This is a genomic window from Neolewinella sp. (assembly GCF_965214665.1).
In the GTDB taxonomy this organism is placed as follows: domain Bacteria; phylum Bacteroidota; class Bacteroidia; order Chitinophagales; family Saprospiraceae; genus Neolewinella.
Genome location: NZ_OZ243970.1, coordinates 2,349,893 through 2,374,039 on the forward strand (window position 1 = coordinate 2,349,893; position 24,147 = coordinate 2,374,039).

The 24,147-nt window shown below is 59.0% G+C and carries 24 protein-coding genes; 11 read left to right on the forward strand and 13 right to left on the reverse strand.

What is annotated here, in order from left to right; all coding sequences use genetic code 11:
- Window positions 1-147: 147 nt before the first annotated feature.
- From rpsS to ACOOHD_RS10220, 11 genes are all read right to left on the reverse strand, one after another.
- On the reverse strand, window positions 148-414 hold the full coding sequence (gene rpsS / locus ACOOHD_RS10170; RefSeq protein ID WP_420457768.1) for a 30S ribosomal protein S19: 267 nt from the start codon (window positions 412-414) through the stop codon (window positions 148-150).
- A gap of 3 nt (window positions 415-417) precedes the next feature.
- Window positions 418-1,254: a 50S ribosomal protein L2 gene (gene rplB / locus ACOOHD_RS10175; protein WP_420457769.1), complete on the reverse strand. Its 837-nt coding sequence runs from the start codon at window positions 1,252-1,254 to the stop codon at window positions 418-420.
- Window positions 1,255-1,341: 87 nt separating this feature from the next.
- The gene (gene rplW / locus ACOOHD_RS10180; protein WP_420457770.1) at window positions 1,342-1,638 is read right to left on the reverse strand and encodes a 50S ribosomal protein L23; all 297 of its coding nucleotides are present in this window, start codon (window positions 1,636-1,638) and stop codon (window positions 1,342-1,344) included.
- Window positions 1,631-2,284 carry a 50S ribosomal protein L4 gene (gene rplD, locus ACOOHD_RS10185; protein ID WP_420457771.1) on the reverse strand — a complete coding sequence of 218 codons (654 nt, stop codon included), beginning with the start codon at window positions 2,282-2,284 and terminating at the stop codon, window positions 1,631-1,633. The genes rplW and rplD overlap by 8 nt, the downstream gene beginning before the upstream one ends.
- A gap of 27 nt (window positions 2,285-2,311) precedes the next feature.
- Window positions 2,312-2,932 carry a 50S ribosomal protein L3 gene (rplC, locus tag ACOOHD_RS10190; protein ID WP_420457772.1) on the reverse strand — a complete coding sequence of 207 codons (621 nt, stop codon included), beginning with the start codon at window positions 2,930-2,932 and terminating at the stop codon, window positions 2,312-2,314.
- A 132-nt stretch (window positions 2,933-3,064) separates the two neighbouring features.
- Complete coding sequence (gene rpsJ / locus ACOOHD_RS10195) at window positions 3,065-3,373, reverse strand: 30S ribosomal protein S10 (RefSeq protein WP_099106033.1); 309 nt, start codon at window positions 3,371-3,373, stop codon at window positions 3,065-3,067.
- 31 nt (window positions 3,374-3,404) lie between these two features.
- The gene (fusA, locus tag ACOOHD_RS10200; RefSeq protein ID WP_420457773.1) at window positions 3,405-5,537 is read right to left on the reverse strand and encodes an elongation factor G; all 2,133 of its coding nucleotides are present in this window, start codon (window positions 5,535-5,537) and stop codon (window positions 3,405-3,407) included.
- A gap of 45 nt (window positions 5,538-5,582) precedes the next feature.
- Window positions 5,583-6,059, reverse strand: a complete 477-nt coding sequence (gene rpsG / locus ACOOHD_RS10205) for a 30S ribosomal protein S7 (protein WP_420457774.1) — start codon at window positions 6,057-6,059, stop codon at window positions 5,583-5,585.
- Window positions 6,060-6,130: 71 nt separating this feature from the next.
- A complete protein-coding gene (gene rpsL / locus ACOOHD_RS10210; RefSeq protein WP_420457775.1) occupies window positions 6,131-6,505 on the reverse strand; it encodes a 30S ribosomal protein S12 in 375 nt (124 codons plus the stop codon).
- 552 nt (window positions 6,506-7,057) lie between these two features.
- Window positions 7,058-8,020, reverse strand: a complete 963-nt coding sequence (gene ftsY / locus ACOOHD_RS10215) for a signal recognition particle-docking protein FtsY (protein ID WP_420457776.1) — start codon at window positions 8,018-8,020, stop codon at window positions 7,058-7,060.
- 33 nt (window positions 8,021-8,053) lie between these two features.
- Window positions 8,054-8,635 carry an HAD family hydrolase gene (locus tag ACOOHD_RS10220; protein WP_420457777.1) on the reverse strand — a complete coding sequence of 194 codons (582 nt, stop codon included), beginning with the start codon at window positions 8,633-8,635 and terminating at the stop codon, window positions 8,054-8,056.
- Window positions 8,636-8,827: 192 nt separating this feature from the next.
- On the opposite strand from ACOOHD_RS10220, the gene ACOOHD_RS10225 reads away from it, so the two are divergent.
- Window positions 8,828-9,649, forward strand: coding sequence for an alpha/beta fold hydrolase (locus ACOOHD_RS10225; protein WP_420457778.1), 822 nt, complete (start codon window positions 8,828-8,830; stop codon window positions 9,647-9,649).
- A 55-nt stretch (window positions 9,650-9,704) separates the two neighbouring features.
- On the opposite strand, the gene ACOOHD_RS10230 is transcribed toward ACOOHD_RS10225, so the two are convergent.
- Together ACOOHD_RS10230 and atpD are read right to left on the reverse strand one after the other, a co-directional pair.
- Entirely contained in the window at window positions 9,705-10,016 is a 312-nt protein-coding gene (locus ACOOHD_RS10230; RefSeq protein ID WP_420457779.1) for a F0F1 ATP synthase subunit epsilon, read from the reverse strand.
- Window positions 10,016-11,530: a F0F1 ATP synthase subunit beta gene (gene atpD / locus ACOOHD_RS10235; RefSeq protein WP_420461423.1), complete on the reverse strand. Its 1,515-nt coding sequence runs from the start codon at window positions 11,528-11,530 to the stop codon at window positions 10,016-10,018. The genes ACOOHD_RS10230 and atpD overlap by 1 nt, the downstream gene beginning before the upstream one ends.
- Window positions 11,531-11,672: 142 nt before the next feature.
- Between atpD and ACOOHD_RS10240 the strand changes: the two genes are divergently transcribed.
- The 10 genes from ACOOHD_RS10240 to ACOOHD_RS10285 all read left to right on the forward strand — a co-directional run bounded on the left by ACOOHD_RS10240 (window position 11,673) and on the right by ACOOHD_RS10285 (window position 24,146).
- A complete protein-coding gene (locus tag ACOOHD_RS10240) occupies window positions 11,673-12,242 on the forward strand; it encodes an HD domain-containing protein (protein WP_420457780.1) in 570 nt (189 codons plus the stop codon).
- Between the two features lie 135 nt (window positions 12,243-12,377).
- Entirely contained in the window at window positions 12,378-12,785 is a 408-nt protein-coding gene (locus tag ACOOHD_RS10245) for an HYC_CC_PP family protein (protein ID WP_420457781.1), read from the forward strand.
- A 74-nt stretch (window positions 12,786-12,859) separates the two neighbouring features.
- Window positions 12,860-16,606 carry an efflux RND transporter permease subunit gene (locus ACOOHD_RS10250; RefSeq protein WP_420457782.1) on the forward strand — a complete coding sequence of 1,249 codons (3,747 nt, stop codon included), beginning with the start codon at window positions 12,860-12,862 and terminating at the stop codon, window positions 16,604-16,606.
- Window positions 16,607-16,650: 44 nt separating this feature from the next.
- Window positions 16,651-17,982: a TolC family protein gene (locus ACOOHD_RS10255; RefSeq protein WP_420457783.1), complete on the forward strand. Its 1,332-nt coding sequence runs from the start codon at window positions 16,651-16,653 to the stop codon at window positions 17,980-17,982.
- A gap of 58 nt (window positions 17,983-18,040) precedes the next feature.
- Window positions 18,041-19,819 carry an efflux RND transporter periplasmic adaptor subunit gene (locus ACOOHD_RS10260; RefSeq protein WP_420457784.1) on the forward strand — a complete coding sequence of 593 codons (1,779 nt, stop codon included), beginning with the start codon at window positions 18,041-18,043 and terminating at the stop codon, window positions 19,817-19,819.
- Between the two features lie 35 nt (window positions 19,820-19,854).
- On the forward strand, window positions 19,855-20,427 hold the full coding sequence (locus tag ACOOHD_RS10265; RefSeq protein WP_420457785.1) for a helix-turn-helix domain-containing protein: 573 nt from the start codon (window positions 19,855-19,857) through the stop codon (window positions 20,425-20,427).
- A gap of 86 nt (window positions 20,428-20,513) precedes the next feature.
- Entirely contained in the window at window positions 20,514-21,062 is a 549-nt protein-coding gene (locus ACOOHD_RS10270) for a DUF3347 domain-containing protein (RefSeq protein WP_420457786.1), read from the forward strand.
- A 62-nt stretch (window positions 21,063-21,124) separates the two neighbouring features.
- Entirely contained in the window at window positions 21,125-21,589 is a 465-nt protein-coding gene (locus tag ACOOHD_RS10275) for a DUF305 domain-containing protein (protein ID WP_420461424.1), read from the forward strand.
- A 16-nt stretch (window positions 21,590-21,605) separates the two neighbouring features.
- Window positions 21,606-21,938 (forward strand): four-helix bundle copper-binding protein, encoded by a 333-nt coding sequence (locus tag ACOOHD_RS10280; RefSeq protein WP_420457787.1) that lies wholly within the window; start codon window positions 21,606-21,608, stop codon window positions 21,936-21,938.
- A 6-nt stretch (window positions 21,939-21,944) separates the two neighbouring features.
- Window positions 21,945-24,146: a heavy metal translocating P-type ATPase gene (locus ACOOHD_RS10285; protein WP_420457788.1), complete on the forward strand. Its 2,202-nt coding sequence runs from the start codon at window positions 21,945-21,947 to the stop codon at window positions 24,144-24,146.
- Window position 24,147: the final 1 nt, after the last annotated feature.

The following is a 24,147-nucleotide window of genomic DNA, read 5'->3' on the forward strand; positions in this document are numbered from 1 at the left end:
TTAGTAAGCCGGGCCGGATCGACGAGGACCTACTCTTCCTTCACTCTGGTTGATGGACGATTTACGATCTCTGATGTACGATTTACAATGTAAGGCAGCTTCTGCTAGATCACCAATCGTACGTCGTAAATCGTCCATCGTAAATCCTTATTTCTTCTTTCCTCCGTGGCCGCGGAACGACCGAGTAGGCGCAAACTCACCGAGCTTATGCCCTACCATGTTTTCCGTGACGTAGACGGGGACGTGGGTTTTACCGTTGTGTACCGCGATGGTCAGCCCCACCATATCGGGAATGATCATCGAGGAGCGCGACCAGGTCTTGATCATGCCCTTGCGACCGCCTTCCTGTGCTTTGACGAGCTTGTCGTACAGCTTGTGAAAAACGTAAGGACCTTTCTTAAGCGAACGTGCCATAAGTTACTTCTTATTCTTCGTCTTGCGACGGCTGATGATCATTTTGTTACTTGCTTTCTTCACGCTACGTGTCTTCTGACCCTTCGCCATGATGCCCGTGCGGGAGCGGGGGTGACCACCCGATGCACGACCCTCACCACCACCCATGGGGTGGTCGACGGGGTTCATCGCTACACCCCGTACGCGGGGACGGCGACCGAGCCAGCGGTTACGACCGGCTTTACCGGCTACGGTTAGTGCATGATCCGGGTTGGAGGTGGCACCGATAACGGCGCGGCAGGTCTTCAGGATGCGGCGAACTTCCCCACTAGGTAGTTTTACTGAAACGAAGCGACCTTCCTTACCCATGAGAATACCGTTAGTACCCGCCGAACGGGCCAGCGCGGCACCCTTACCGGGTTGCAGTTCGATGGAGTGAATTTGCGCGCCGAGGGGCACGTCCCCCAGCAGCATGCAGTTGCCTACGTCGGGGGTAGCTTCGGGACCGCTTACGATGGTATCGCCTACAGTAAGTCCCTGGGGTGCGATGATGTAGCGCTTCTCGCCGTCGGTATACTCTACCAGGGCGATGAAGGCGGTGCGGTTGGGGTCGTACTCGATGGTTCTAACCTCGGCCCGTACGCCGTCCTTTTCCCGCTTAAAATCGACGATACGGTACCGGCGCTTGTGTCCGCCGCCACGCTGGCGTACGGTCATCTTACCCGTACGGTTACGACCGCCGGTGCGCTTGACCGGGGCCAGCAGGCTCTTTTCCGGCTTGTCTCCCGTCAGCTCGGTAAATTTGTTGCCCACGTGAAAGCGGGAACCGGCCGAGACGGGCTTAAACTTTTTGATTGGCATTATTGCTCTGATTATCCGGTAGATCTCGGAGCGAAACGACGGCTATCCAGATCGACCCTGGTCCGTTGCTCCCCACCTACCGGGGGTCTACAATTCGTTATACAAGTCGATTGTATCGCCCTCGATTAGGGTCACGATAGCCTTTTTGAAGCCACTGACCCGACCGCGGATGACGCCCGACTTGGTCGATCTATTCTTACGCTTGCCCGGCATGTTCATCGTATTGACACTATCTACGGTGACCCCGTAGCGTGCCTCGACGGCATTGCGGACTTCAATTTTATTGGCAGCCTTATTCACCACGAAGGTGTACTGCGTCTGGTTTTCACTTAGTAGCTCGGCCTTTTCCGAAACTACCGTCTTGAGGATAATCTGCTTATTCATTGGTCGCGGTGGTTTCAAGGGTAGCAAACTGCTCCTTCAGTTTTTCAATGGCACCCTCGGCAACCAGTACGGTGCCGGCGCGCATGATCTCGTAGGTATTCACCGTGCCTACGCTCAGTACGGTGCTATTAGGTAGGTTGCGTCCACTCCGGTATACGTTTGGCTCGTTGTCGGCGGTGATCAGTAGCACCTTTCCTTGCGTGGCCTGTACCCCATTGAGAAAGTTGACGAAGTCTTTCGTTTTTGGGGCATCGAACTTCAGGTCCTCGACCAGCTTCACCTTGCCCTCCGCCGCCTTAGCGGAGTAAGCCGAAGCGCGAGCGTTAAGCTTGACCTTCTTATTCAACTTGATCCCGTAGGTACGGGGGCGGGGACCGAAGATGCGGCCACCACTCCGGAACAGCGGGTTCTTGATGTCGCCCTTTCGCGAACCGCCGGTACCCTTCTGCTTGTGCAGCTTTTTAGTGGAGCCGGCAACCTCACCCCGTTCCTTTGCCTTGTGGGTACCCTGCCGTTGTGCGGCCAGGTAGGCCTTCACGGCCAGGTACACGGCGTGCTCGTTAGGCTCAATGCCAAAAATATTTTCGGGTAGTTCGACCTCCCGGCCTGTTTCGGCACCCGTTGCGCTGTAGACTTGTAGTTTCATTGCTCTTCAATTTAAAGGCGGGCCGCCTTACTTATGGAGGATTACGGTACCACCCTTCGGACCGGGTACGGCACCTTTGACCAAAATGAGGTTACGCTCGGGGAACACCTTGAGCACCCGAAGATTTTGAACTGTCACCCGTCCTCCTCCGTCCCGACCGGCCATGCGCATGCCTTTAAAGACACGGGCGGGATAGCTTGCCGCACCGATCGAGCCCGGGGCCCGCTGGCGGTTGTGCTGTCCGTGGGTGGCATCGTTCACACCCCGGAAATTGTGGCGCTTTACTACACCCTGAAAGCCCTTACCCTTGCTGGTACCTACGGCAGCGATTTTGTCGCCTTCCGTGAATACCTCGTCGACGGTTACGGTCTCGCCGAGAGTTTTGGTAAGGTTCATGTCGCGAAACTCGACCACGTCAGACTTGGGGCCGGTGCCGGCGGCCTTGAAGTGGCCGATCAATTGCTGGGTACTGCCTTTCTCCTTCTTATCGCCGTAGGCGAGTTGGAGAGCATTGTACTGGTCGGTATCGTCCGTTTTGACCTGGGTAACCACACAGGGGCCAGCCTCAATGACCGTACAGGCTACGTTGCGGCCTGCGTCGTCGAAGATGGAGGTCATCCCGACTTTCTTACCAATTATACCGTTCATCGGTCTATAATTTGCCGCCTTCTCCTGCTAGAGGAGAGCGGGCGGTATGCTCCCCGACCGGTCAGGGGGGGGAGCAGTTTGTTAATTAGGTTTCGTCCGCTGCGGCAGCGGGGGGGGGGAGGTTGCGTAATTCTAAGTAAGCTTAACCTGAATATCTACGCCACTAGGAAGCTCCAGCTTAGCCAGAGCATCCACCGTCTTTTGGTTGGGGGTATAGATCTCGATCAGGCGCTTGTGGGTGCGCAACTGAAACTGCTCCCGGGATTTCTTATTCACGTGCGGCGAGCGCAGCACGGTGTATATATCCTTCTCGGTGGGCAGCGGAATCGGGCCGGTGACGATGGCCCCACTGTTCTTTACGGTCTTTACGATCTTCTCGGTGGACTTATCCACCAGGTTGTGATCGTAAGAACGCAGCTTAATGCGAATTTTCTGATTCATGCCAGTTTGTTTATCAAGGGGTTACTTACGTTTAGGCCTCGCCGCGTGCCTTAGCGATGATCTCCTTCGCTACGCCCTGGGGGGCTTCGGTGTAGTGGGAGAAGGTCATAGCAGAGGTAGCGCGTCCTGAAGTAATGGTACGTAGGTCGGTGACGTAGCCAAACATCTCGCTCAGGGGTACGTCGGCCGTGATCTTGACCGCACCACCTGCTACCGGATTCTGACCCTTAGGCAGGCCCCGACGGCGGTTAAGGTCTCCGATGACGTTACCGGTGTACTCTTCTGGAGTAGTGATGACCACGTCCATGATCGGTTCGAGCAGTTTAGGCTGAGCCTGATTTGCAGCGGCCTTAAAGCCCTCCTTGGCACAGAGTTCAAAGGCGATCGGCTTAGAGTCGACCGAGTGCATGGCACCGTCGAAGACGCGCACCTTCATGCTATCGATGTTATAGCCGGCCAGGACGCCGTTCTTCATCATAGACTTGAAGCCGTCGCGGATGGGCTTCTGGTAGTTCTTATCGATCGAACCACCGACGATGTCCCATACAAACTGCAGGTTTTCCTTACCACTCTTGAAGTCTTCGCTCTCCAGGAATTCCTCGTCGGCGGGGCCGAGATCGAAGCTCATGTCGGCGAACAGACCCGAACCACCGGACTGCTTCTTGAGCCGCTCGCGGTGAGTGACGGTATTGAAGAGGGCCTCCTTGTAATTTACCTGCGGTGCACCAACATTAGCCTCTACCTTGAACTCCCGCTTCAGGCGGTCTACGATGATCTCCAGGTGGAGCTCACCCATCCCGCTGATCACGGTCTGGTTGGTATCCTCGTCATACTTGACCTGGAAGGTCGGATCCTCTTCGGCTAGTTTGCCAAGGGCCATACCGAGCTTATCGATGTCCTTCTGCGTCTTGGGCTCTACGGCTACTCCGATCACGGGGTCGGGGAAAACCATGGATTCTAACACGATGGGGTGGTTCTCGTCACATAGAGTGTCTCCGGTGCGGATGTCCTTGAAGCCCACGGCGGCAGCGATGTCGCCGGCTTCTACCTTGTCGATGCTCTCCTGCTTGTTGGCGTGCATTTGGTAGAGACGGGAGATGCGCTCCTTATTATCGCTGCGGGTGTTCTTCACGTAAGAACCGGCATCGAGGCGACCGGAGTAAACCCGCATGAACGCTAGGCGACCTACGAAGGGGTCGGTAGCAATCTTGAAGGCTAGCGCGGCAAAGGGCTCGTCGACGCTAGGCTTACGCTCCAGTACTTTCTCCTCATCATCAGGATCGGTTCCCTTGATGGCAGGTACATCGAGTGGACTGGGCAGGTAGGCGCATACGGCATCGAGCACGGCCTGTACGCCTTTGTTCTTAAAGGCAGAGCCACACATCATGGGTACGAAGGCAGCATCCATAACCGCATCGCGTACGGCCTTACGTACTTCTTCGACACTGATACTTTCGGGATCCTCGAAGTACTTCTCCAGCAGAGACTCATCATACTCAGCGACCGCTTCGAGCAGCTTCTCGCGCCACTCATTAACGGTATCTTCCAGATCGGCCGGCATCTCAATGACCTCAAAGGTCATCCCCTGGTCCTCTTCGTTCCAGACAATAGCCTGCATAGTGATCAGGTCCACCACGCCCTTGAAGCGTTCTTCGGCACCGATCGGTACCTGTAGGGGAATAGCTTTGGACCCGAGCTTTTCCTGCACATCGCGAACGACGCTAAAGAAGTCGGCACCCGAACGGTCCATCTTATTCACGAATCCAATCCGGGGTACCCTGTAGTTATTGGCTAGCCGCCAGTTAGTCTCCGACTGCGGCTCCACCCCCGATACCGCACAGAATAGAAAGACTAGGCCGTCGAGTACACGCAGCGAACGATTTACCTCCACGGTAAAGTCCACGTGACCCGGAGTATCGATAATGTTGAAGATGTACTTTTGATCCTTCCAGCTCCAGTTGGTGTGGGTAGCGGCCGAGGTGATGGTAATACCACGCTCCTGCTCCTGCTCCATCCAGTCCATGGTGGCGGCACCGTCGTGTACCTCACCAATCTTATGTGAGATACCCGTGTAGTAGAGGATACGCTCAGTGGTAGTCGTCTTACCGGCATCAATGTGCGCGGCAATCCCGATGTTGCGGGTATATTTCAGGTCCGTAGCCATGGCTTGGGGTATTATAAATTAGGGGAATGGGGGGCGGGCGGTAGCTTAGCGGCCGTAGTGTGCGAAGGCACGGTTGGACTCGGCCATCTTGTGGGTTTCCTCCTTCCGCTTCACGGCCAGGCCCTCGTTGCGGCTGGCGGCTAGTAGTTCGGCGGCGAGTTTTTCGGCAAACCCCTTACCGCTACGCTGGCGGGCGAAGCGAACGAGCCACTTCATACCGATCGACATTTTACGCTTTCCACGAATCTCGGTCGGAATCTGAAAGGTAGCGCCACCGATGCGGCGGCTGCGTACCTCTACCTGGGGCATAGCGTTATTGATGGCACGCTTCCATACCTCGTACTCGTCAATTTCCTCGTTAGCCACCCGCTCCTTGATGATGTCCATCGCACCGTAAAACACAGCGAAGGCCGTACTTTTCTTACCCGAGTACATCAGGTTATTAACAAACTGGGTCACGAGGGTATCGCCGAAGCGGGGGTCCGGAGTGACGATCCGGAGTTTTGGTTTTCTTTTACGCATGGTTGCTTAGCTTCAGATGGCCGTTTTCGACCGATGGGCACCCATTCGAAGTGACCCGTCTTACTTATGGATTATTTCTTAGGGCGCTTAGCACCGTACTTCGAGCGCGCCTGCTTGCGGTTGGCTACACCGGCCGTATCCAGGGCACCCCGGACGATGGTGTAGCGCACACCGGGAAGGTCCTTTACCCGGCCCCCACGGATCAGTACGATGCTGTGTTCCTGTAGGTTGTGTCCTTCTCCGGGGATATAGGCGATCACCTCAATACCGTTCGTCAGACGCACCTTAGCCACCTTCCGCAGCGCCGAGTTCGGCTTTTTCGGAGTGGTGGTATACACACGGGTACATACCCCGCGCTTCTGCGGACAGGCATCCAGCGCACGCGACTTACTGGTTTCCTTGACCTGCTTGCGGCCCTTGCGGACCAATTGATTAATTGTAGGCATACGTTTTCTTTGCTTTACGAACGCTTTTTTGATTCACCAGAGGCCTACCTCCTGAAAAAGCGAGCACAAAGGTACTGTTTTGTTTTGAGACTTCCTAATGGTTGAGGGAGGGTTGTTGCGTTGCTTGGTTGTTGCGTTGTTGCGGGGCCTTCGTTGTAAGCGTTGCAGGCGTTGCAGGCGTGGTAGGCGTTGCAGGTGTGATAGGCGTTGTTGGTGTGGTAGGCGTTGTTGGTGTGGTAGGCGTTGTTGGGTTGTTGGGTTGTTGCGTTGTTGGTGTGGTAGGCGTTGCAGGTGTGATAGGCGTTGTTGGTGTGGTAGGCGTTGCAGGTGTGGTAGGCGTTGTTGGGTTGTTGCGTTGTTGCGTTGTTGGTGTGGTAGGCGTTGCAGGTGTGGTAGGCGTTGCAAGTACAGGATACGGATGGGGTGTGATCCCGAGTTGGGCTATCCGGGTGCGCGAAAGATTCTTTGCACCTGCGGCCCCGCCCTCTATAACACCTATCACACCTCCGATGAAGGCAACGCAACAACCCAACAACGCAACAACCCACTCCCCTAAAATTGATCCCCAAACAAGCTATCCACGAAGGCCCGCTTGTTGAACACCTGGAGGTGGTCGATGCCCTCGCCGACGCCGATGTAGCGGATGGGTACCTGGAACTGATCGGTAATGCCGATGGCCACCCCACCCTTGGCGGTGCCGTCAAGTTTGGTGAGGGTCAGGGCGGTGACGTCGGTGGCCTCGGTGAAGGCCTTGGCCTGTTCGATGGCGTTCTGTCCGGTGGTGGCATCCAAGACGAGCATAACCTGGTGGGGGGCCGAGGGCATGGCCTTGGTGACGGAGCGCTTGATCTTGGAGAGCTCCTTCATAAGGTTGAACTTGGTGTGGAGGCGGCCGGCGGTGTCGATGATGGCTACGTCGCAGTCGTTCTTCTGGGCGTAGACGACGGTTTCGTAGGCTACGGCGGCGGGGTCGGTGTTCATGCCCTTGGAGTAGAAGTCACAGCCTACGCGCTCGGCCCAGATGCCGAGCTGGTCTACGGCGGCGGCACGGAAGGTATCGGCGGCTCCGAGGACAACCTTATAGCCGCGGCGCTTATACTGATTGGCCAGCTTGCCGATGGTGGTGGTCTTGCCTACCCCGTTGACGCCTACGACTAGGATGATGGCGGGGCGCTCCGTAGTGGGCAACACGTAGTCGTCGAAGTCTTCCTCGTTTTGCTCGGCCAGCAGATTGACGATCTCGTCGCGCAGGATGTGATTGAGCTCACTGGTGTTGAGGTAGCGGTCCTCGGCAACGCGCGCTTCGATGCGCTCGATGATCTTGATGGTGGTATCGAGGCCGACGTCGCTGGAAATGAGCACGGTTTCTAGCTCGTCGAGCACCTCCTCGTCGACGCGGTCCTTACCGGCCACGGCCCGGCCCAGCTTATTGAAAAACCCCTGCTTGGTTTTTTCCAGGCCCTTGTCGAGGTCCTCCTTCTTTTCGGGGGTAAAAAACTTCTTAAAAAAACTCATGTGCCGGCGAATTGAGGCGGCAAAGGTACACCTTTAGCTCCCGTGTAGTGGCTGTGGCAGGTGCAGGCGGTGCGTCGGCTTGGCCGGCTCAGGTAGGTGCTCGATCACAAAATTGGGAAGCTGGCGGAGGTTATCCAGCATGGCGTGGTGGGGAGCGGTAGCCAGCTGGTGATACGAGGAGCGGCCGTTGCAAATAGCGAGGTTGAAGTGGACGCGGGCGGCGTTGCTTTGCTCCAGGAGCCGGGGGGTGTCGACCGCGGACATGCTGAGGCGTGGATTGCTCAGGCCGGCTAATTCTTGTGCCTTAGCAATCGGATTCCCCTGTTCTTGCTGCTGGATGATGATCTGCTGCACGGTACCATCCTCGTCGACCGACCACCCAAGGCGGTGTAGAATGACCAGGGTGTGCTCGCGGTCATAGTCACTCAATAGACAGATCCGCACGCCCCGTTTGCGCAGCCAGGTGAAGGTGGCCTCCACGCCCGGCATCCGTTCGAGGGAGGCGGTGGCCAGGAAGCGATCCATACCCTCCTGCACCGCAACGCACATGTCGTTGAGGTGAAACACCGCGAGTTGGAGGTGTGCATCGATCGTGCGATGGGCGGGCTGAATCACGGTTTTTCTTGGTATCCTAAGTCGATAAATACGTGGAAGTCACGCATTTATAACGTTGAAAGTAATGCTATAGATTTCGCTACACTTTGTTAAACCTTCAAATTAATGTAGACTTAATATTGCGTGGCGGTCCTGGCCGCTTGCGGTCACAAACCCTTAACCTCCCACGTACGTTCCTGTACTATGAGGCAAATGGAGCTTCCTCCGGGTATTCTGCACCACCTGATCTATCGGCGGGATGACACTGCGGAATGGATGGTGTTCATCCACGGGGCGGGCGGCAGTTCCATCACCTTCAAGCATCAGGTTAGGGCCTTTAAACCTTTTTTTAACCTGCTGTTGATCGATATGCGCGATCATGGCTACAGTAAGGACCTGGAGCCGGAGTACTCCACCTACGATTTCGATATCGTGACTGACGACGTGTTGCGTACCATCGACTACGTGGGGCTCAAACGGGCGCACTTTCTCTCCCTCTCCCTGGGCAGCATCGTACTCCAGCGCCTTTATGATCGCCGTCCCGATCTGATCGAGTCAATGATCATGGCCGGCGGCGTCTTCAAGGCCGACTGGAAGATCCGCCTCTTCGCCCACAGTGGCAAGTTTCTGAGTTACTTCATCCCCTTCCGCTGGATCTACGACACCTTCATCATGATCGTGCTGCCACGGGAGAACCACGCCCCGAGCCGACGGCTTTATCGCCTACAGTCTAAGAAACTTACCCCCACGGAGTTTCTCAAGTGGCTGGGGCTGTACCGTGACTTCTTCTCCATTGTCAAGCGCTTCTACCGCCGCAAGCTGCTGACCTCTAGCCTGATCGTGATGGGGGGGCAGGATCATGTGTTCCTCCAGGCCGCCCAACGCTTCGCCAAAAAGCAGGCGCACCACGCCGAGTTGGTGGTGATCGAGGGGTGCGGGCACCTGTGCAATCTGGAGGAGGTGCAGCGGTTTAACGAGGCGGTGCTGCGGTTTTTGGGTAAGCCGGTGGAATCCAAAGTGTCTCTGCAAAGTTAACCACAGAGCACCACGAAGGGAGGCACAGAGTTACACAAAGTCAGGAGGAGGCCCATTACCGCATGTTCCGAGCCCCCTGCACCAACAAATTCACCTCATTGTTCAGCACCTCCACGAAGCCGCGGTCGATGCTGAAGGTGAGGCTACGGTTGGGGCTGGACTCCTTGGTCATGCCGCTAGTATCCTCGTTGTAGTAGCTGTACTCGCCCGGGCCGGTCACCATGGTGATGCGGCCGGCGGTGAGGCTGGAGACGAGGGGGGCGTGGTTATCCAGAAGCTGAAAACTACCGTCGGCACCGGGTAGGGCTACGCGGGTCACGGTGCCGGTGAAGATGGTACGGTCGGGGGTGAGAACGGAGATTTTCATTAGGCGACAGCGGCAAGTTGCTTATCCCCCTTAGCGATAGCATCCTCGATGGTACCGACCAGGTTGAAGGCGTCCTCGGGGTACTTGTCAACCTTACCGTCAATGATCATATTGAAGCCCTTGATGGTATCTTTGATGTCAACGAAAACACCCTTCAGACCGGTAAACTGCTCGGCGACGTGGAAGGGCTGGCTCAGGAAACGCTGCACCCGGCGGGCGCGGCTCACCACCAGTTTATCCTCTTCGCTAAGTTCGTCCAGTCCGAGGATGGCGATGATATCTAGCAGCTCGTTGTAGCGGGCCAGAATGTTGATCACGCGCTGGGCGGTCTCGTAGTGCTCGTCGCCGATGATGGCGGGGTCCAGGATGCGGCTCGTACTATCCAGGGGGTCCACGGCGGGGTAGATACCCTGGGAGGCGATTTTACGGTTCAGTACCGTAGTGGCGTCGAGGTGGGCGAAGGTGGTGGCGGGGGCGGGGTCGGTAAGGTCATCCGCGGGTACGTAGACGGCCTGTACGGAGGTGATCGAGCCCCGCTTGGTGGAGGTGATCCGCTCCTGCATCAGTCCCATCTCAGTGGCGAGCGTCGGCTGGTAGCCTACGGCGGAGGGCATCCGCCCCAAAAGAGCGGATACTTCCGAGCCTGCCTGGGTGAAGCGGAAGATGTTGTCAACAAAAAAGAGAATATCGCGGCCGCCGGTGGGGTCGCTCAGGTCGCCATCGCGGTAGTACTCGGCGATGGTGAGTCCTGACAGGGCCACGCGGGCACGCGCTCCGGGAGGCTCGTTCATCTGCCCGAATACAAAGGTTGCCTTCGACTGCTCGAGCTCGCGCATGTCCACCTTGCTCAGGTCCCAGCCGCCCTCTTCCATATCGTGCATGAAGGCTTCGCCGTACTTGATGATGCCCGATTCGAGCATCTCGCGCAGTAGGTCATTGCCCTCGCGGGTACGCTCCCCTACCCCGGCGAATACCGAGATACCGTCGTAGCCCTTGGCGATGTTGTTGATCAGCTCCTGGATCAGTACCGTTTTTCCTACCCCGGCACCACCGAAGAGACCGATTTTACCCCCCTTGGTGTAGGGCTCGATGAGGTCGATCACCTTGATACCGGTGAATAGCGGCTCGCGGTCGGTAGCCAGGTTCTCGAACATGGGGGCCTCGGCGTGAATTGGCCGGGCGCTTTCTCCCTTAGGCACGGCGGGCATACCATCGATGGGCTCGCCCACTACGTTAAACAGTCGGCCCTTAATGGCGGCCCCTACCGGCATGGCGATCGGGATACCGGTGTCGGTGACGTTGGTGTCCCGGCTCAGTCCGTCGGTAGCATCCATGGCGATAGTGCGTACTGCGTCCTCGCCCAGGTGCTGCTGCACTTCTAGGACGAGTGTATCGCCGTTGCTGCGCTTAATTTCGAGGGCGTTGAGGATGGCGGGCAGCGAGCTACCTTCGGCGGCAAAGGACACGTCGACGACCGGCCCGATTACCTGCTTGACTTTACCGATATTGGCCATGGGAGGAAAGACTTCTAGTAGTGGTTGGAAATGGGAGCGCAAAAGTACGAAAGGTTTTTCAAAGGGGGAAGGCCGCCCGTCCTGCTTTTCCGTGGTACATTAGGCGCAGCATTTCCCTACCCTAGTCTCTCCCTGCCCCGCCATGTCCCAGCACCGCCGAACTATCCTCTACCGCGCCGGGCGCTACGTCACCCAGTTACTCATCAAGGAGCTACCCCAGGACCGCGTGTTCCATAACCTTCACCACACCATCAACGTCATGCAGGGCGCGCTCAAGATCGGCAAGGCCGAGGGACTGAGCGAGGAGGAGCTCGAGATCGTCATGCTCGCCGCCTGGTTTCACGACACCGGCCACGTCAAGACCTACACCGGCCACGAGCGCGTGAGCATGCAGATCGCCGGAGACTGGCTGGGGGGCGAAAACTACCCCGCCGACCGTACCCAGGCGGTGCTCCGCTGTATCGAGGTCACCACTATGCCGCAGCGACCTACCACCACCCTGGAGTCGGTCATGTGCGACGCCGACCTCTACCACCTCTCGTTCAATACCTACGACCACTACCAGGAGATGCTGCGCGAGGAGTGGCGCCGGGAGCTCGGTATCGAGGTTTCCGACGAGGACTGGAACAAGCAAAATGCCGCCTTTCTCAACGCTCACCACTACTTCACCAATTACGGCAAGGAGGTCCTCGAGTGCCGTAAAAGCGTCTAGCCTGTAGCGCCATCTTAATGCTATCCCCGGCCTGACTACCGCGTTGGTTGAGCAGGTGGATCGGACTCGGGTCTAACGACGTCGCAGTCAGTAGACTGCGGTCAACCCCGCGGCTACAAGCCGCGTTGTACTGCCGTGCAGGCAATCTCCCCTCTCTTCCTGGCTCTCCTGATGCTCGTCGGCTCTGTCAGCGTGACGGTGAACCGGCATTTTTGCATGGGGGAGCTGAAGTCGGTGGCGCTATTTGCCGAGGCGGAGGTCTGTCATCAGGAAGTTACCGAGCCGGTCTGCCCGCTGCACGCCGCCGCTAAGAAGGGTTGCTGCAACGACGAGCATGAGTTCGTCAAGTCGGACATCGACAAACAATTGGTCGATGCGACCGACCTGCCCACCCCACCCGCCTTAACCCCGTTACTCCTTAGGCCCTTAACCCCTTCGCACAGCCTGCACCTGCGCCCCCGCCCCACGGAGACGTACCTACACTACCGACCGCCGCCGTTGCTGATCGACGTGCCGCGCCTGTATCAGGTGTTCCGCATTTAACTCCCACTGCTTTATCCTGACTGCTTTTTGCGCCCCGCGTGAAAGGCTATTCGTGTTTGTGATAATGCACTGGCATGTTAGCTGCAATTATTCGTTTTTTTCTGGAACAAAAGCTGGTCGTCTGGCTCCTCCTGTTCGCCTTTGTAGCCTGGGGGCTGGCTACGGCACCTTTTGCCCTCTCCCCGGCCCTCTCCGAAGGAGAGGGAGGTTGGCTGCCGCGTGATCCCGTGGCGGTGGATGCCATACCCGACATCGGGGAGAACCAGCAGATCGTGTTCACCCGCTGGCCCGGCAACTCGCCGCAGGACGTGGAAGACCAGATCACCTACCCGTTGACCTCAGCGCTGCTCGGTATTCCGGGGGTACGGAGCGTGCGCTCGACTTCCATGTTCGGTTTTTCGAGCATCTACCTGATCTTCGAGGAAGACGTGGAGTTTTACTTCTCGCGCAGTCGCATCCTGGAAAAACTCAATAGTCTGCCCGCCGGGGTACTGCCCGATAATGCGGTGCCCGCGCTGGGCCCGGACGCCACGGCCCTCGGTCAGATCTACTGGTACACCCTAGAAGGCCGCGACCCCGCAACTGGTGACCCGGTTGGCGGCTGGGACCTCGACGAACTACGCTCCATCCAGGACTTCTACGTGCGTTACGGCCTGAGCGCCGCCGGGGGCGTGAGTGAGGTAGCCAGCGTGGGCGGTCACGTGAAGGAGTATCAGATAGACGTGGACCCGGAAAAGATGCGTGTCTACGGCATCACGCTCGACCAGGTCATGCAAGCCGTGCGCGGTAGCAACCTGGACGTGGGGGCGGCTACCCTGGAGATCAACCTGGCCGAGTACTTCGTGCGGGGGCTGGGCTACCTACAGAATTTGGAGGATCTGGAAAGTGCAGTAGTGAGTGAGGCAAATAACGTGCCTATTCGGGTCCGCGATATCGCGCGGGTGAATGTGGGGCCGGCGGAGCGGCGGGGGCTACTCGACAAATCCGGTGCCGAGGCCGTAGGGGGCGTGGTGGTGGCGCGCTTCGGAGCGAATCCCCTGGAGGTCATCGACAACGTCAAGGCTAAGATTGCCGAATTGGCGCCGGGGCTGCCGCGGCGGGAGCTGGCGGACGAGTCCGTCTCCCAGGTTACCATCGTGCCCTTCTACGACCGCAGTGGGTTGATCCGCGAAACCATCGGCACGCTGGAGGAGGCCCTCACCCTGGAGATACTAATCACGGCTATCGTGGTCATCCTGTTGCTCTTCAACCTGAAGTCCTCGCTGCTGGTGGCCGGCACCCTGCCCGTGGCGGTACTGATGTGCTTCATCGCCATGCGTTACTTCGGGGTGGACGCGAATATCGTGGCGCTTTCCGGTATCGCCATTGCCATCGGCACCATGGTCGACATGGGTATCGTGCTGACCGAAAGCATGGTGTACCGACTGAACAACGCCCCGCCCGGGGAAAGCCGGCTGGAGAGCATCTACGAGGCGACGGTTGAGGTAGCCTCGGCCGTGCTGACGGCGGTGGCGACGACCGTGATCAGCTTCCTGCCGGTCTTCACGATGGAGGCGGCGGAGGGGAAGCTATTTCGGCCCTTGGCGTTTACGAAGACGTTTGCCCTGGTGGCGGCGATTTTTGTTTCGGTTGCTTTTATACCGGCACTGGCTGACTTGGTGTTTGGGCTGGATAAGAGCGGTAAAAAGCGTAAGCTACTTGGTAACGTCCTATTGGCGGTAACTGGTGTTGCAGCGTGGATTTTTGTGGCCTGGTGGTTGGGGGTGATTGCGGTGCTGGCGGCCATTTTAGGTATCGCGAACGCGGTTTTTGCTACGCAGCTGCCTACGGCGATGGGCGGGGACGCGGGTGCGGAGTCTTTTGATGCGGGGTGGCTAAATCCCCTGGTAAACGTTCTGATTGCCCTCACTCTGGCCTGGCTGCTGGCCGGTTACTGGCTACCCCTGGGCGTTGAGCAGTCAACCGCCTACAACTTCCTCTTCGTAGTAGTCGTGGCCGGCAGCCTGCTGGGCTTCTTCTGGCTGGTGATCTATTTCTACGGGACTATTCTCCGCTTCTTACTGCGGGTGAAGTGGCTCTTCTTGATCCTGGTGGGCATCATCATCGCCGCGGGCTATGGGGTGTACCGCGAGATCGGGCAGGAGTTCATGCCCGCCCTCGGCGAGGGGGCCTTCCTGCTCATGCCTACCGCCATGCCCCACGCCGGGGTGGCCGAGAACCTGCGCAACCTACAGACGCTGGACATGGCCGTCACGACCATTCCCGAGGTGGAGATGGTGGTCGGTAAGGCCGGCCGCGTCAATAGCCCCCTGGATCCCGCTCCCTTGAGCATGTACGAGAACATGATCCAGTACAAAAGCGAGTACCTAACCGATGATAACGGGCGGCGGCTGCGCTTTAAAGTTGATGGGGAGGGAAGGTTTGTGACTAAGTCCGGTCAGCCCCTTAACTCCTTAACCCCCTCTCCCCTTAACTCCTTAACCCCCGATCCCAACGGTCAGTACTACCGGCAGTGGCGCGACCACATCCATTCGCCCGACGACATCTGGGACGAGATCGTCGCGGCCGTGAATCTGCCCGGCGTGACCTCCGCCCCAAAACTTCAGCCTATCGAGACGCGACTGGTCATGCTACAAACCGGCATGCGCGCACCCATGGGCATCAAGGTGCGGGGCACGGACCTGAAACAAATCGAAGCCTTCGGCCTCGAGCTGGAGCGGGAGCTGAAAAACGTGGAGGGCGTAAAGGATGCCGCCGTATACGCCGACCGCCTGGTGGGCAAACCCTACCTGCTGCTAGACGTACGGCGAGATGCCATCGTCCGCTACGGACTTTCCGTCACCGAGGTACAACGTCAAATCCAGGCTACCGTGGGCGGCATGCTCATGACTACCACCGTCGAGGGGCGGGAGCGCTACGGGGTACGGCTGCGCTATCCGCGGGAGTTGCGCGACGATCCGGAATCGATCAGACGTATCCTGGTCCCGGCCGGCAACGGGCGGCAAATACCCCTCGGCGAGCTCATCGAGGTGCGCTACGAGCAGGGGCCGCAGATGATCAAGTCGGAGGACGGCTTCCTGGTCGGGTACGTGCTATTCGACAAGGAGGAGGGCTACGCCGAGGTGGAAGTAGTGGATAATGCCACCGCCTACCTGAACGGCCTCATCCGGACCGGCGAGCTCAACATCCCCCCGGGCATCAGCTACCGCTTTGCCGGTAATTACGAGCAGCAGGTGCGGGCCGATGCGCGGCTCAAACTGGTGCTGCCCATTGCCCTGGCACTGATCTTCCTGATCCTGTACTTCCAGTTTCGCTCGGTGACCACCTCCCTGATGGTCTTCAGCGGCGTCTTCGTGGCCTTTGCCGGTGGCTTCCTGCTGCTGGGAGGCTACGCCAACCCTGACTTCCTGGACGTCAACTTCTTCGGCACCAATCTGCGTGACCTCTTTCAGATGCATACCATCAACCTCAGCGTGGCGGTGTGGGTAGGTTTCCTGGCCCTGTTCGGTATTGCGACCGACGACGGGGTGCTGGTGGCCACCTTCCTGCGCGACAGCTTCGAGCGCAATGAGCCGACTACGGTGCAGGAGGTGCGCGATGCGGTGGTGGAGGGTGGCCTACGTCGCGTGCGGCCGGCGATGATGACGACGGCGACGACCATCCTGGCGCTGCTACCCGTGTTGACGGCTACGGGGCGGGGTGCGGATATTATGCTACCGATGGCGATCCCGAGCTTCGGGGGGATGCTGCTGCAGGTGGTGACCATGTTTACGGTGCCGGTGCTATGGGCGTTGCGGGCGGAGCTAAAACTCAAAAGGTGATGTACGATTTACGATTTACGATTTACGATTTACGATGTGTGGGGATGCTCGCTGCGCTCGTGTGGCATAGCGGTGGTCCTCGGAGGTGTCCCGCCGGCGGTCCTCGGAGGTGTCCCGTAGGGCTCCTCCGAGGTCTCGCCGGCGTACTAGCCAGCGTACGAGGTCTCGCCAGCGGAATCATAATCCTACTACTAACCACCCAAAACCCAGCATCCTCACAGCCATTAGATTCCCTACGGCAGCTACTGCGCGAGAACAACCCGGAGCTGATCGCGCTGGAGTATGACTACCGGGCCGCCCTGGCCATCAGTCCACAACTGTCGCAGCTACCTGACCTAGAAATCGGCGGGGGCGTATCAATCTTACCCGTAGAAACCCGCCTCGGTCCCCAGCGCGCCCGGGTCATGGTGACCCAGATGCTGCCCTGGCCGGGTACGCTGGCGGCGATGTCGGCCCTGGCCGATTCGCGCGCACAACCCTTGCTGGAACAGGCAGCCGCACTACAGCTGGAATTGCTGTACACCCTGGAGACCACCTACTATGCCATCGTAGCCGCCGAAGAGCAAATTGACGCCTTGACCCAGAGCCTTACGCTGTACGAAAGCCTACAGGAATTGGCCCTAAGTCGGGTCGAAAACTCCCGCGGCAGCTCAGTAGATGTATACCGCACCGAGCTACGGGCGAATGCCGAGCGACGACGTATCGAGCAGCTGCGGGCGGAAATCGCGATGTCCTGGTCTACCATCGAGGAATTGGTCAATCAAGACCTACCCCGGATAGTCATCGTACCCCAAGTGGCCGTACCCCGCAGTATACCGGATGAGCTCGACCTGGCGGACCACCCCCAATTACGCGTATTCGCACTGCAGGAAGAAATATCCCGTCGTACCGTAGCCCTAAATGACCTGGAGGCGCGGCCGGACTTCGCCGTAGGGGCAGACTACATCGTAACCGGCCGGCGTACCGACATGGAGCCCGACGGCAACGGCCGTGACGCCATCCTACCCCGGGTCATGCTACGTATACCCCTCAGCGGGGGCCGGTTCCGAGCCGTCCGTGACGAGGAAGCACTGCGTATCCAGGCCATTACCAGCCGCCGGACGGCCGTGGTCAATCAGTTTACCGCCGCCATCGAACGGGCCGACATCGCCCGTCTGGATGCCCAGCAGCGGTTAGTTTTCCTACGTGAGCAGGTCACCACCCTGGAGGCCGCGCTGACCATTGCCCGTGTGGAGTACGCCAATGGCCGGCGCGCCTTCGACGAACTGCTCGAGCTACAGGAGCAACTGATCGACTACCGTACCGAGGCCATCACGGCCCAGCAAACCGTCTTCACCCAGTCTGCCCTCATCGACCGCTACCTGCCGTCCCGCTAATGCTCGTCCGCCGAGCGTTGCGCAGCTTCGCTCGTCGGCCGAGCATAAATCATAAGTTATGAATGTTCGTATTACAATTACCATCGCCTTCGCCCTACTCATCGGCCTACTCGGCGGGTACCTCCTCTTTAGCGGAACCCCTCCGTCGGCGGACGAGCAAGCTCCGCAGACGACGGAGGCCGAGATCTGGACCTGCTCCATGCATCCACAAATTCAGCGCGATGAGCCTGGCGACTGCCCCATCTGCGGCATGGACCTGATCCCGCTCGACGCAGCGAGTAGTACCGACCCCACCGTGCTGACCATGAGCGAGGCCGCCGTGGCGATGGCCAGGGTGCGGACTACCGAAATAGGCAGCGGTGGGGCCGACAATCCCGCTGCCGCTACTGCAATTCAGCTGACCGGCCGCCTGGCCCTGGACGAGTCAAGCGCCACCGTCCAGTCGGTCAACTACCCCGGTCGCCTGGAACGCCTGCTGGTTACCTACGCCGGCGAGGAGGTGCGCGCCGGCCAGCAAATCGGCACCATCTATAGCCCCGAGCTAGTGGTCGCCCAGGAGGAATTGCTCGAAGCCACCAAGCTAGCCAGCCTCTCCCCCCAATTGCTCACCGCCGCCCGCAACAAGCTGCGCAACCTCAAGATCAGCGACGAACGGATCGCCGAAATCGAACGCAGCGGGGAGGTGATCACCAACTTTCCCGTTTACGCCGAGCGCGGTGGTACGGTACTGGAGGTACGTGCCCGCGTGGGAGACTACGTCATGGCCGGCGAGGCGCTCTATACCCTCACTAATCTTAATCAGCTTTACGCCCTGTTCGACGCCTACGAGGGTGATCTGAGTCGGGTGCGCGAGGGGAATCGGATAGATTTTACGGTGGCTTCCCTACCGGAGCAGACGTTCACGGCCCGCGTCACCTTTATCGACCCGCTGATCGATCCGCAGACGCGTACGGCTACTATTCGCGCAGAGGTAAGCAACCGCTCCGGGCGGCTCAAACCGCAAATGTTTATTCGCGGCACGCTGGCACCTGCGGCCGCGCCCCGTACTGAGGCCGACGAGCGGCTGGCCGTACCCAAATCCGCTGTACTCTGGACCGGCGAGCGCTCCGTAGTGTACGTAGAAGTGCCCGATACGGAGGTGCCCACCTACCAGTTTCGGGAGGTGGAACTGGGGCCGGCTACCGGTGATGGCTACGCGGTACAATCGGGCCTGGAGGCTGGGGAGCGGGTGGTTTCCAACGGGGCCTTCCAGCTCGATGCCGCCGCTCAACTCCGCAACCAATCTAGTATGATGAACCGCGACGTGGTAATACAGGGCCGTGAAGCGGGTGAGGTGACGGCTATGGTGCTACCCGATTACTGGGAGGAGACGCCCGCCGCTTTCCGGCAGCAACTGGCCGCTCTGGCAGAGGCCTACCTCCCCCTCAAAGACCGTATGGTGAGCAGCGAGCTGGCCGGTGAGTCCCTTCTCCGGCCCATACGTGAGGCACTCGCAGGTGTAGACATGACGCTACTCCCGGACGAACCCCACAGGTACTGGATGGAGCAGCTTAACGCCATCAACACCCACCTGGGCGGGGTCGCAGGTGCCACTACTCTGGAAGGACAACGCGAGCAGTTCGGATTCCTATCCCAGGCACTAATCAATACCCTGACCGCCTTCGGGGTAGCCGACGACACCCTCTATGTGCAGCACTGCCCCATGGCCTTCGACGGGGCCGGGGCCAACTGGCTGAGTGAGGAAGTTGCTATTCGCAACCCGTACTACGGTGATGCTATGCTGACGTGCGGCTCCACCATCGATACCCTCGGAACCCGTAAGCGTCGGACGCTTTAAAGCGTCCGACGCTTTGGCGCTTAAATACCCGCACTATGAACAAGCAAGACATCTACATCGACAACATGGTCTGCGACCGTTGCATCCTAGCCGTCCGCCAGGTGGTCACCAATCTGGGCTGGCGCATCGAACGGCTGCAGTTAGGTCGCCTGACCGGCTGGCCACCCGACGGGCACGATGAGGACGCGCTGGTTGTACTCGGTCAACAATTACATAATCTCGGTTTCCGACTACGCGAGGGACATGGCGGCACGGTCAGCCGGATTAAGGGACTCATCGTAGCATACGTATACAACGATCGTGCCGATACCTCCCATTCACTTTCCGATCTGATCAGTGCCGACATCGGGCAGAGTTACTCCCACCTGAGTCGGATGTTCTCCCAGGAGGAGGGCCGCACCATTGTCGATTTCTACCGGATACACCGCATCGAGCGGGGCAAGCAACTCCTGATACAAACGGATGAACCGGTCTCCGCTATCACCGGGCGGCTGAACTACGGTAGCGCGGGCCGGTTTGCGGCGGTATTCAAGCAGGATACCGGGATGTCGCCAACAGCCTTTCGGGCACGGGGGAGGTATGTGGCGCGGCCACTGGATGAGTTATAGGCTAAACCACATAAAACGGTAAGCATTAGCAAATTATAACTAAGCACGGACCTCATACCAGCTGTTTTGTGAATAAACCGCATACCATGGACCGTCTACTTATCCTCTTCCTGCTACCGGCGCTGCTGCTGGCCTGCGCTGACAGTACCGCCCAGACAGAAAACGCCACCGACACCGGCATCAGCACTCCGGCCGAGGTCGAAGCCGAGCACGCCGACGCCCCCGCCAATTCCGACGTGGAGTTCGCCGATGCGATGACCGATAAGGTCTTTCAGAACTACCTCCACCTCCGTACCGCCCTGGTCAACGGCGATGCCGGGGAGGCAGCCACCGTAGCCGGCAACCTGGCCGAAAGCTTCGGCCCCGAGCGTGCCGGTCTTGGGGAGCTTGCCGGGCAGATTGCCGATACCGACGAACTGGCCGCCCAGCGTAGCACCTTTGCTGCCCTCTCGACCGAACTGGAACCTCTTCTGACCGAGGGACTGAGCGGCGGTACCATTTACAAGCTACACTGCCCCATGGCTTTCGATGGCGAGGGGGCCGACTGGTTCAGCGAGGTAGCCGAGGTACGTAACCCCTTCTTCGGGCAGGAGATGCTGACCTGCGGTAACGTAAGCCAAGAAATCACCAGGTAATGACGACTTCCACACCAAAAGCTAAGCACCCGCGCGCCGCCGCCCCCCACCACGACGGGCAGATGCAGCAGGGTATGAACCCCTACCTGAAATTCGGCCTCATGATGGCGACCTCCTTCGTGATCATGTACGCCGTGATGTTCCTCAACGTGGATAAGTTCGACCACGTCATGCTGAGTCCCACGCGTACCTACATGACCTTTTTGATGATTGCCCCCATGGCCGTAACCATGATGGCCTACATGTGGGGGATGTACAAAAAGAAGGTTTGGAACTACGCGATCATGGGCTTAGCGGTCGTGACCTTCGCCCTCTGCTACGCCGGCCTACGGGAGCAGGTATTCGTGGAGGACGTACAGTGGATGAAGGCCATGATTCCCCACCACTCCTCGGCCATCATGGTGAGCCAGAAAGCCGAATTGAAGGACCCCGAGGCCATCAAACTCGCCGAAGAAATTATTGAGTCCCAGGAGCGGGAGATCGCCGAGATGAAGCGCATCATCTACCGCCTGGAACAGCAAGACTAACCAAACCCGTTTTACTATGAGTGCATTAATTAAAGCCGAGTACCAGAGCTGCCTGGACGCCTGCGTCGAGTGCCTGATTGACTGTAAGGTCTGTCTGGCGAAGATGGTAGGTCAGAAGAGCATGAACGACTGCCCCTACTGCTGCATCCAGTGCATCGCTACCCTGGAGGCCACCATTGCCCTGCTCACCGCCGAGAGCGACCTGAGTAAGGAACAGTGCGCCGTGTGCGCCAAGGCCTGCCAGTTCTGCGCCGAGCAGTGCGCCGAGCACACCGATCACGCGCACTGCCAGAAGTGCGCCGAGAGCAGCCGCCGCTGTGCCGAGGTGTGCCGTAAGATGGCTGCTTAATTAAGCATGGGAACCTTTCCCGTCACCGGCCTGAGCTGCGCTAGTTGCGCAGTCAGTGTAGAAACCATCCTGAGCAAGGTAGCGGGCGTACGCGATGTAACTGTCAACTATGCCAACGCTACCGCTCGGGTGGATTTCGACCCTGATCTCATCTCCGCCGCCGAACTCCGCGCTGCCGTCCAGGCCGTTGGTTACGACCTACTCATCGACACCGAGGACCCCGACGCCGCGCAGGAAGACATCAAGGAGGCCGAATACGAGACCATTAAGCGGCGTACCCTCTGGGCTACGGTATTTACCCTTCCGGTTTTCGTGATCGGCATGTTCTACATGGACTGGCCGGCCGGTCGCTGGATCTCGTTGGTGCTGGCAGCCGTGGTCCTTTTTGTACTTGGCCGGCACTTTTACGTGGGGGCCTATAAGCAAGCGCGGCATGGGACGGCCAACATGGATACTCTGGTTGCCCTTAGCACCGGTATTGCTTTCTTGTTCAGTGTATTCAATACGCTATATCCGCAGTTCTGGCTGGCTCGCGGACTGGAACCCCATGTCTATTACGAGGCGGCTACCGTCATCGTCGTCTTCATCTCCCTGGGCAAACTGCTCGAGGAGCGCGCTAAGTCCAACACCTCCTCGGCCATTAAGAAACTGATCGGTCTGCAGCCCAAAACCGTCCGCGCGGTAGTAGACGGCCAGGAGGTCGAACTACCCATCGGCGAGGTGCGGGTGGGCCAAACCCTCATCGTGCGCCCCGGCGAGAAAATCCCCGTCGACGGGCAGGTCACTACCGGCGAGAGCTACGTGGACGAGAGCATGATCACCGGTGAGCCGGTCCCGGTGCGTAAACACGGGGGCGAGGCCGTATTCGCCGGCACCGTCAACCAGCGCGGCAGCTTCCGCTTCGCCGCCGAAAAGGTAGGCGGCGCAACCCTGCTAGCCTCCATCATCCGTATGGTGCGCGAGGCCCAGGGCAGCAAGGCCCCCGTACAGAAACTGGTCGACAAGATCGCCGGCATCTTCGTACCCGTCGTGATCGGTATTGCCATCCTGACCTTCATCGCCTGGATGATCCTGGGTGGAGAGGATGCCTTTTCCCATGCCCTGCTGGCCTCCGTGGCGGTGCTCGTCATCGCCTGTCCCTGCGCCCTCGGCCTGGCTACTCCTACCGCCATCATGGTCGGCATCGGTAAGGGGGCCGAGAACAATATTTTGATCAAAGACGCCGAAAGCCTGGAGCTGGGCCACCGCGTGGATGCCATCGTACTCGACAAAACCGGCACCATCACCCAGGGCAAACCGAGCGTGACGGCCGAGCACTGGGAGGGGGTCGCGGACGCAGGTGCGGTGAAGGGTATCCTCAGAGCCGGTGAGTCGTTGTCGGAGCACCCCCTGGCTCGCGCCGTGGTCGACTGGCTGGAAGATCAGCGCCTGATCGATGCCGAGGTCACCGACTTCGAGAGCCTGACCGGCCGGGGTATTCGTTTCGTGCACGGCCCCAACACCTACTTCGTCGGCAACCAACGTCTACTGGACGAGGAAGGCATTCGGGCTTCGGACGATCTGAAGTTCCGGGCCGATACGCTCCGTGAGCAAGCCAATACCGTAGTATTTATGGCCCGCAACCGGGAGGCCATCGGCATCGTAGCCATCGCCGATCCCATCAAGGAAAGCTCGGCCAGCGCTATCCGGAGCCTGCACGAAAAGAATATCGGGGTCTACATGCTCACGGGCGACAACCAGCAAACCGCCGCGGCCGTAGCCCGACAGGTGGGTCTGGATGACTACCGCGCCGAGGTGCTGCCCGCCGACAAGGCCGACTTCGTCAGAGAGCTCCAGCAGCGGGGCAAGACCGTAGCCATGGTCGGCGACGGCATCAACGACTCCCAGGCTCTGGCCACGGCTGACGTCAGCATCGCCATGGGCCACGGCTCCGACATCGCGATGGACGTAGCCAAGATGACGCTCATCACCTCCGACCTGGCCGCCATACCCCGCGCCCTGGAGCTCTCCAAACTGACGGTGCGCGGCATTCGGCAGAACCTCTTCTGGGCCTTCATCTACAACCTCATCGGTATCCCGATTGCCGCCGGTCTGCTCTACCCCATCAACGGCTTCCTGCTGGATCCGATGATCGCCGGAGCCGCCATGGCCTTCAGCTCCGTATCGGTCGTACTTAACAGTCTTCGTTTAAAATCCATAAATCTTTAAC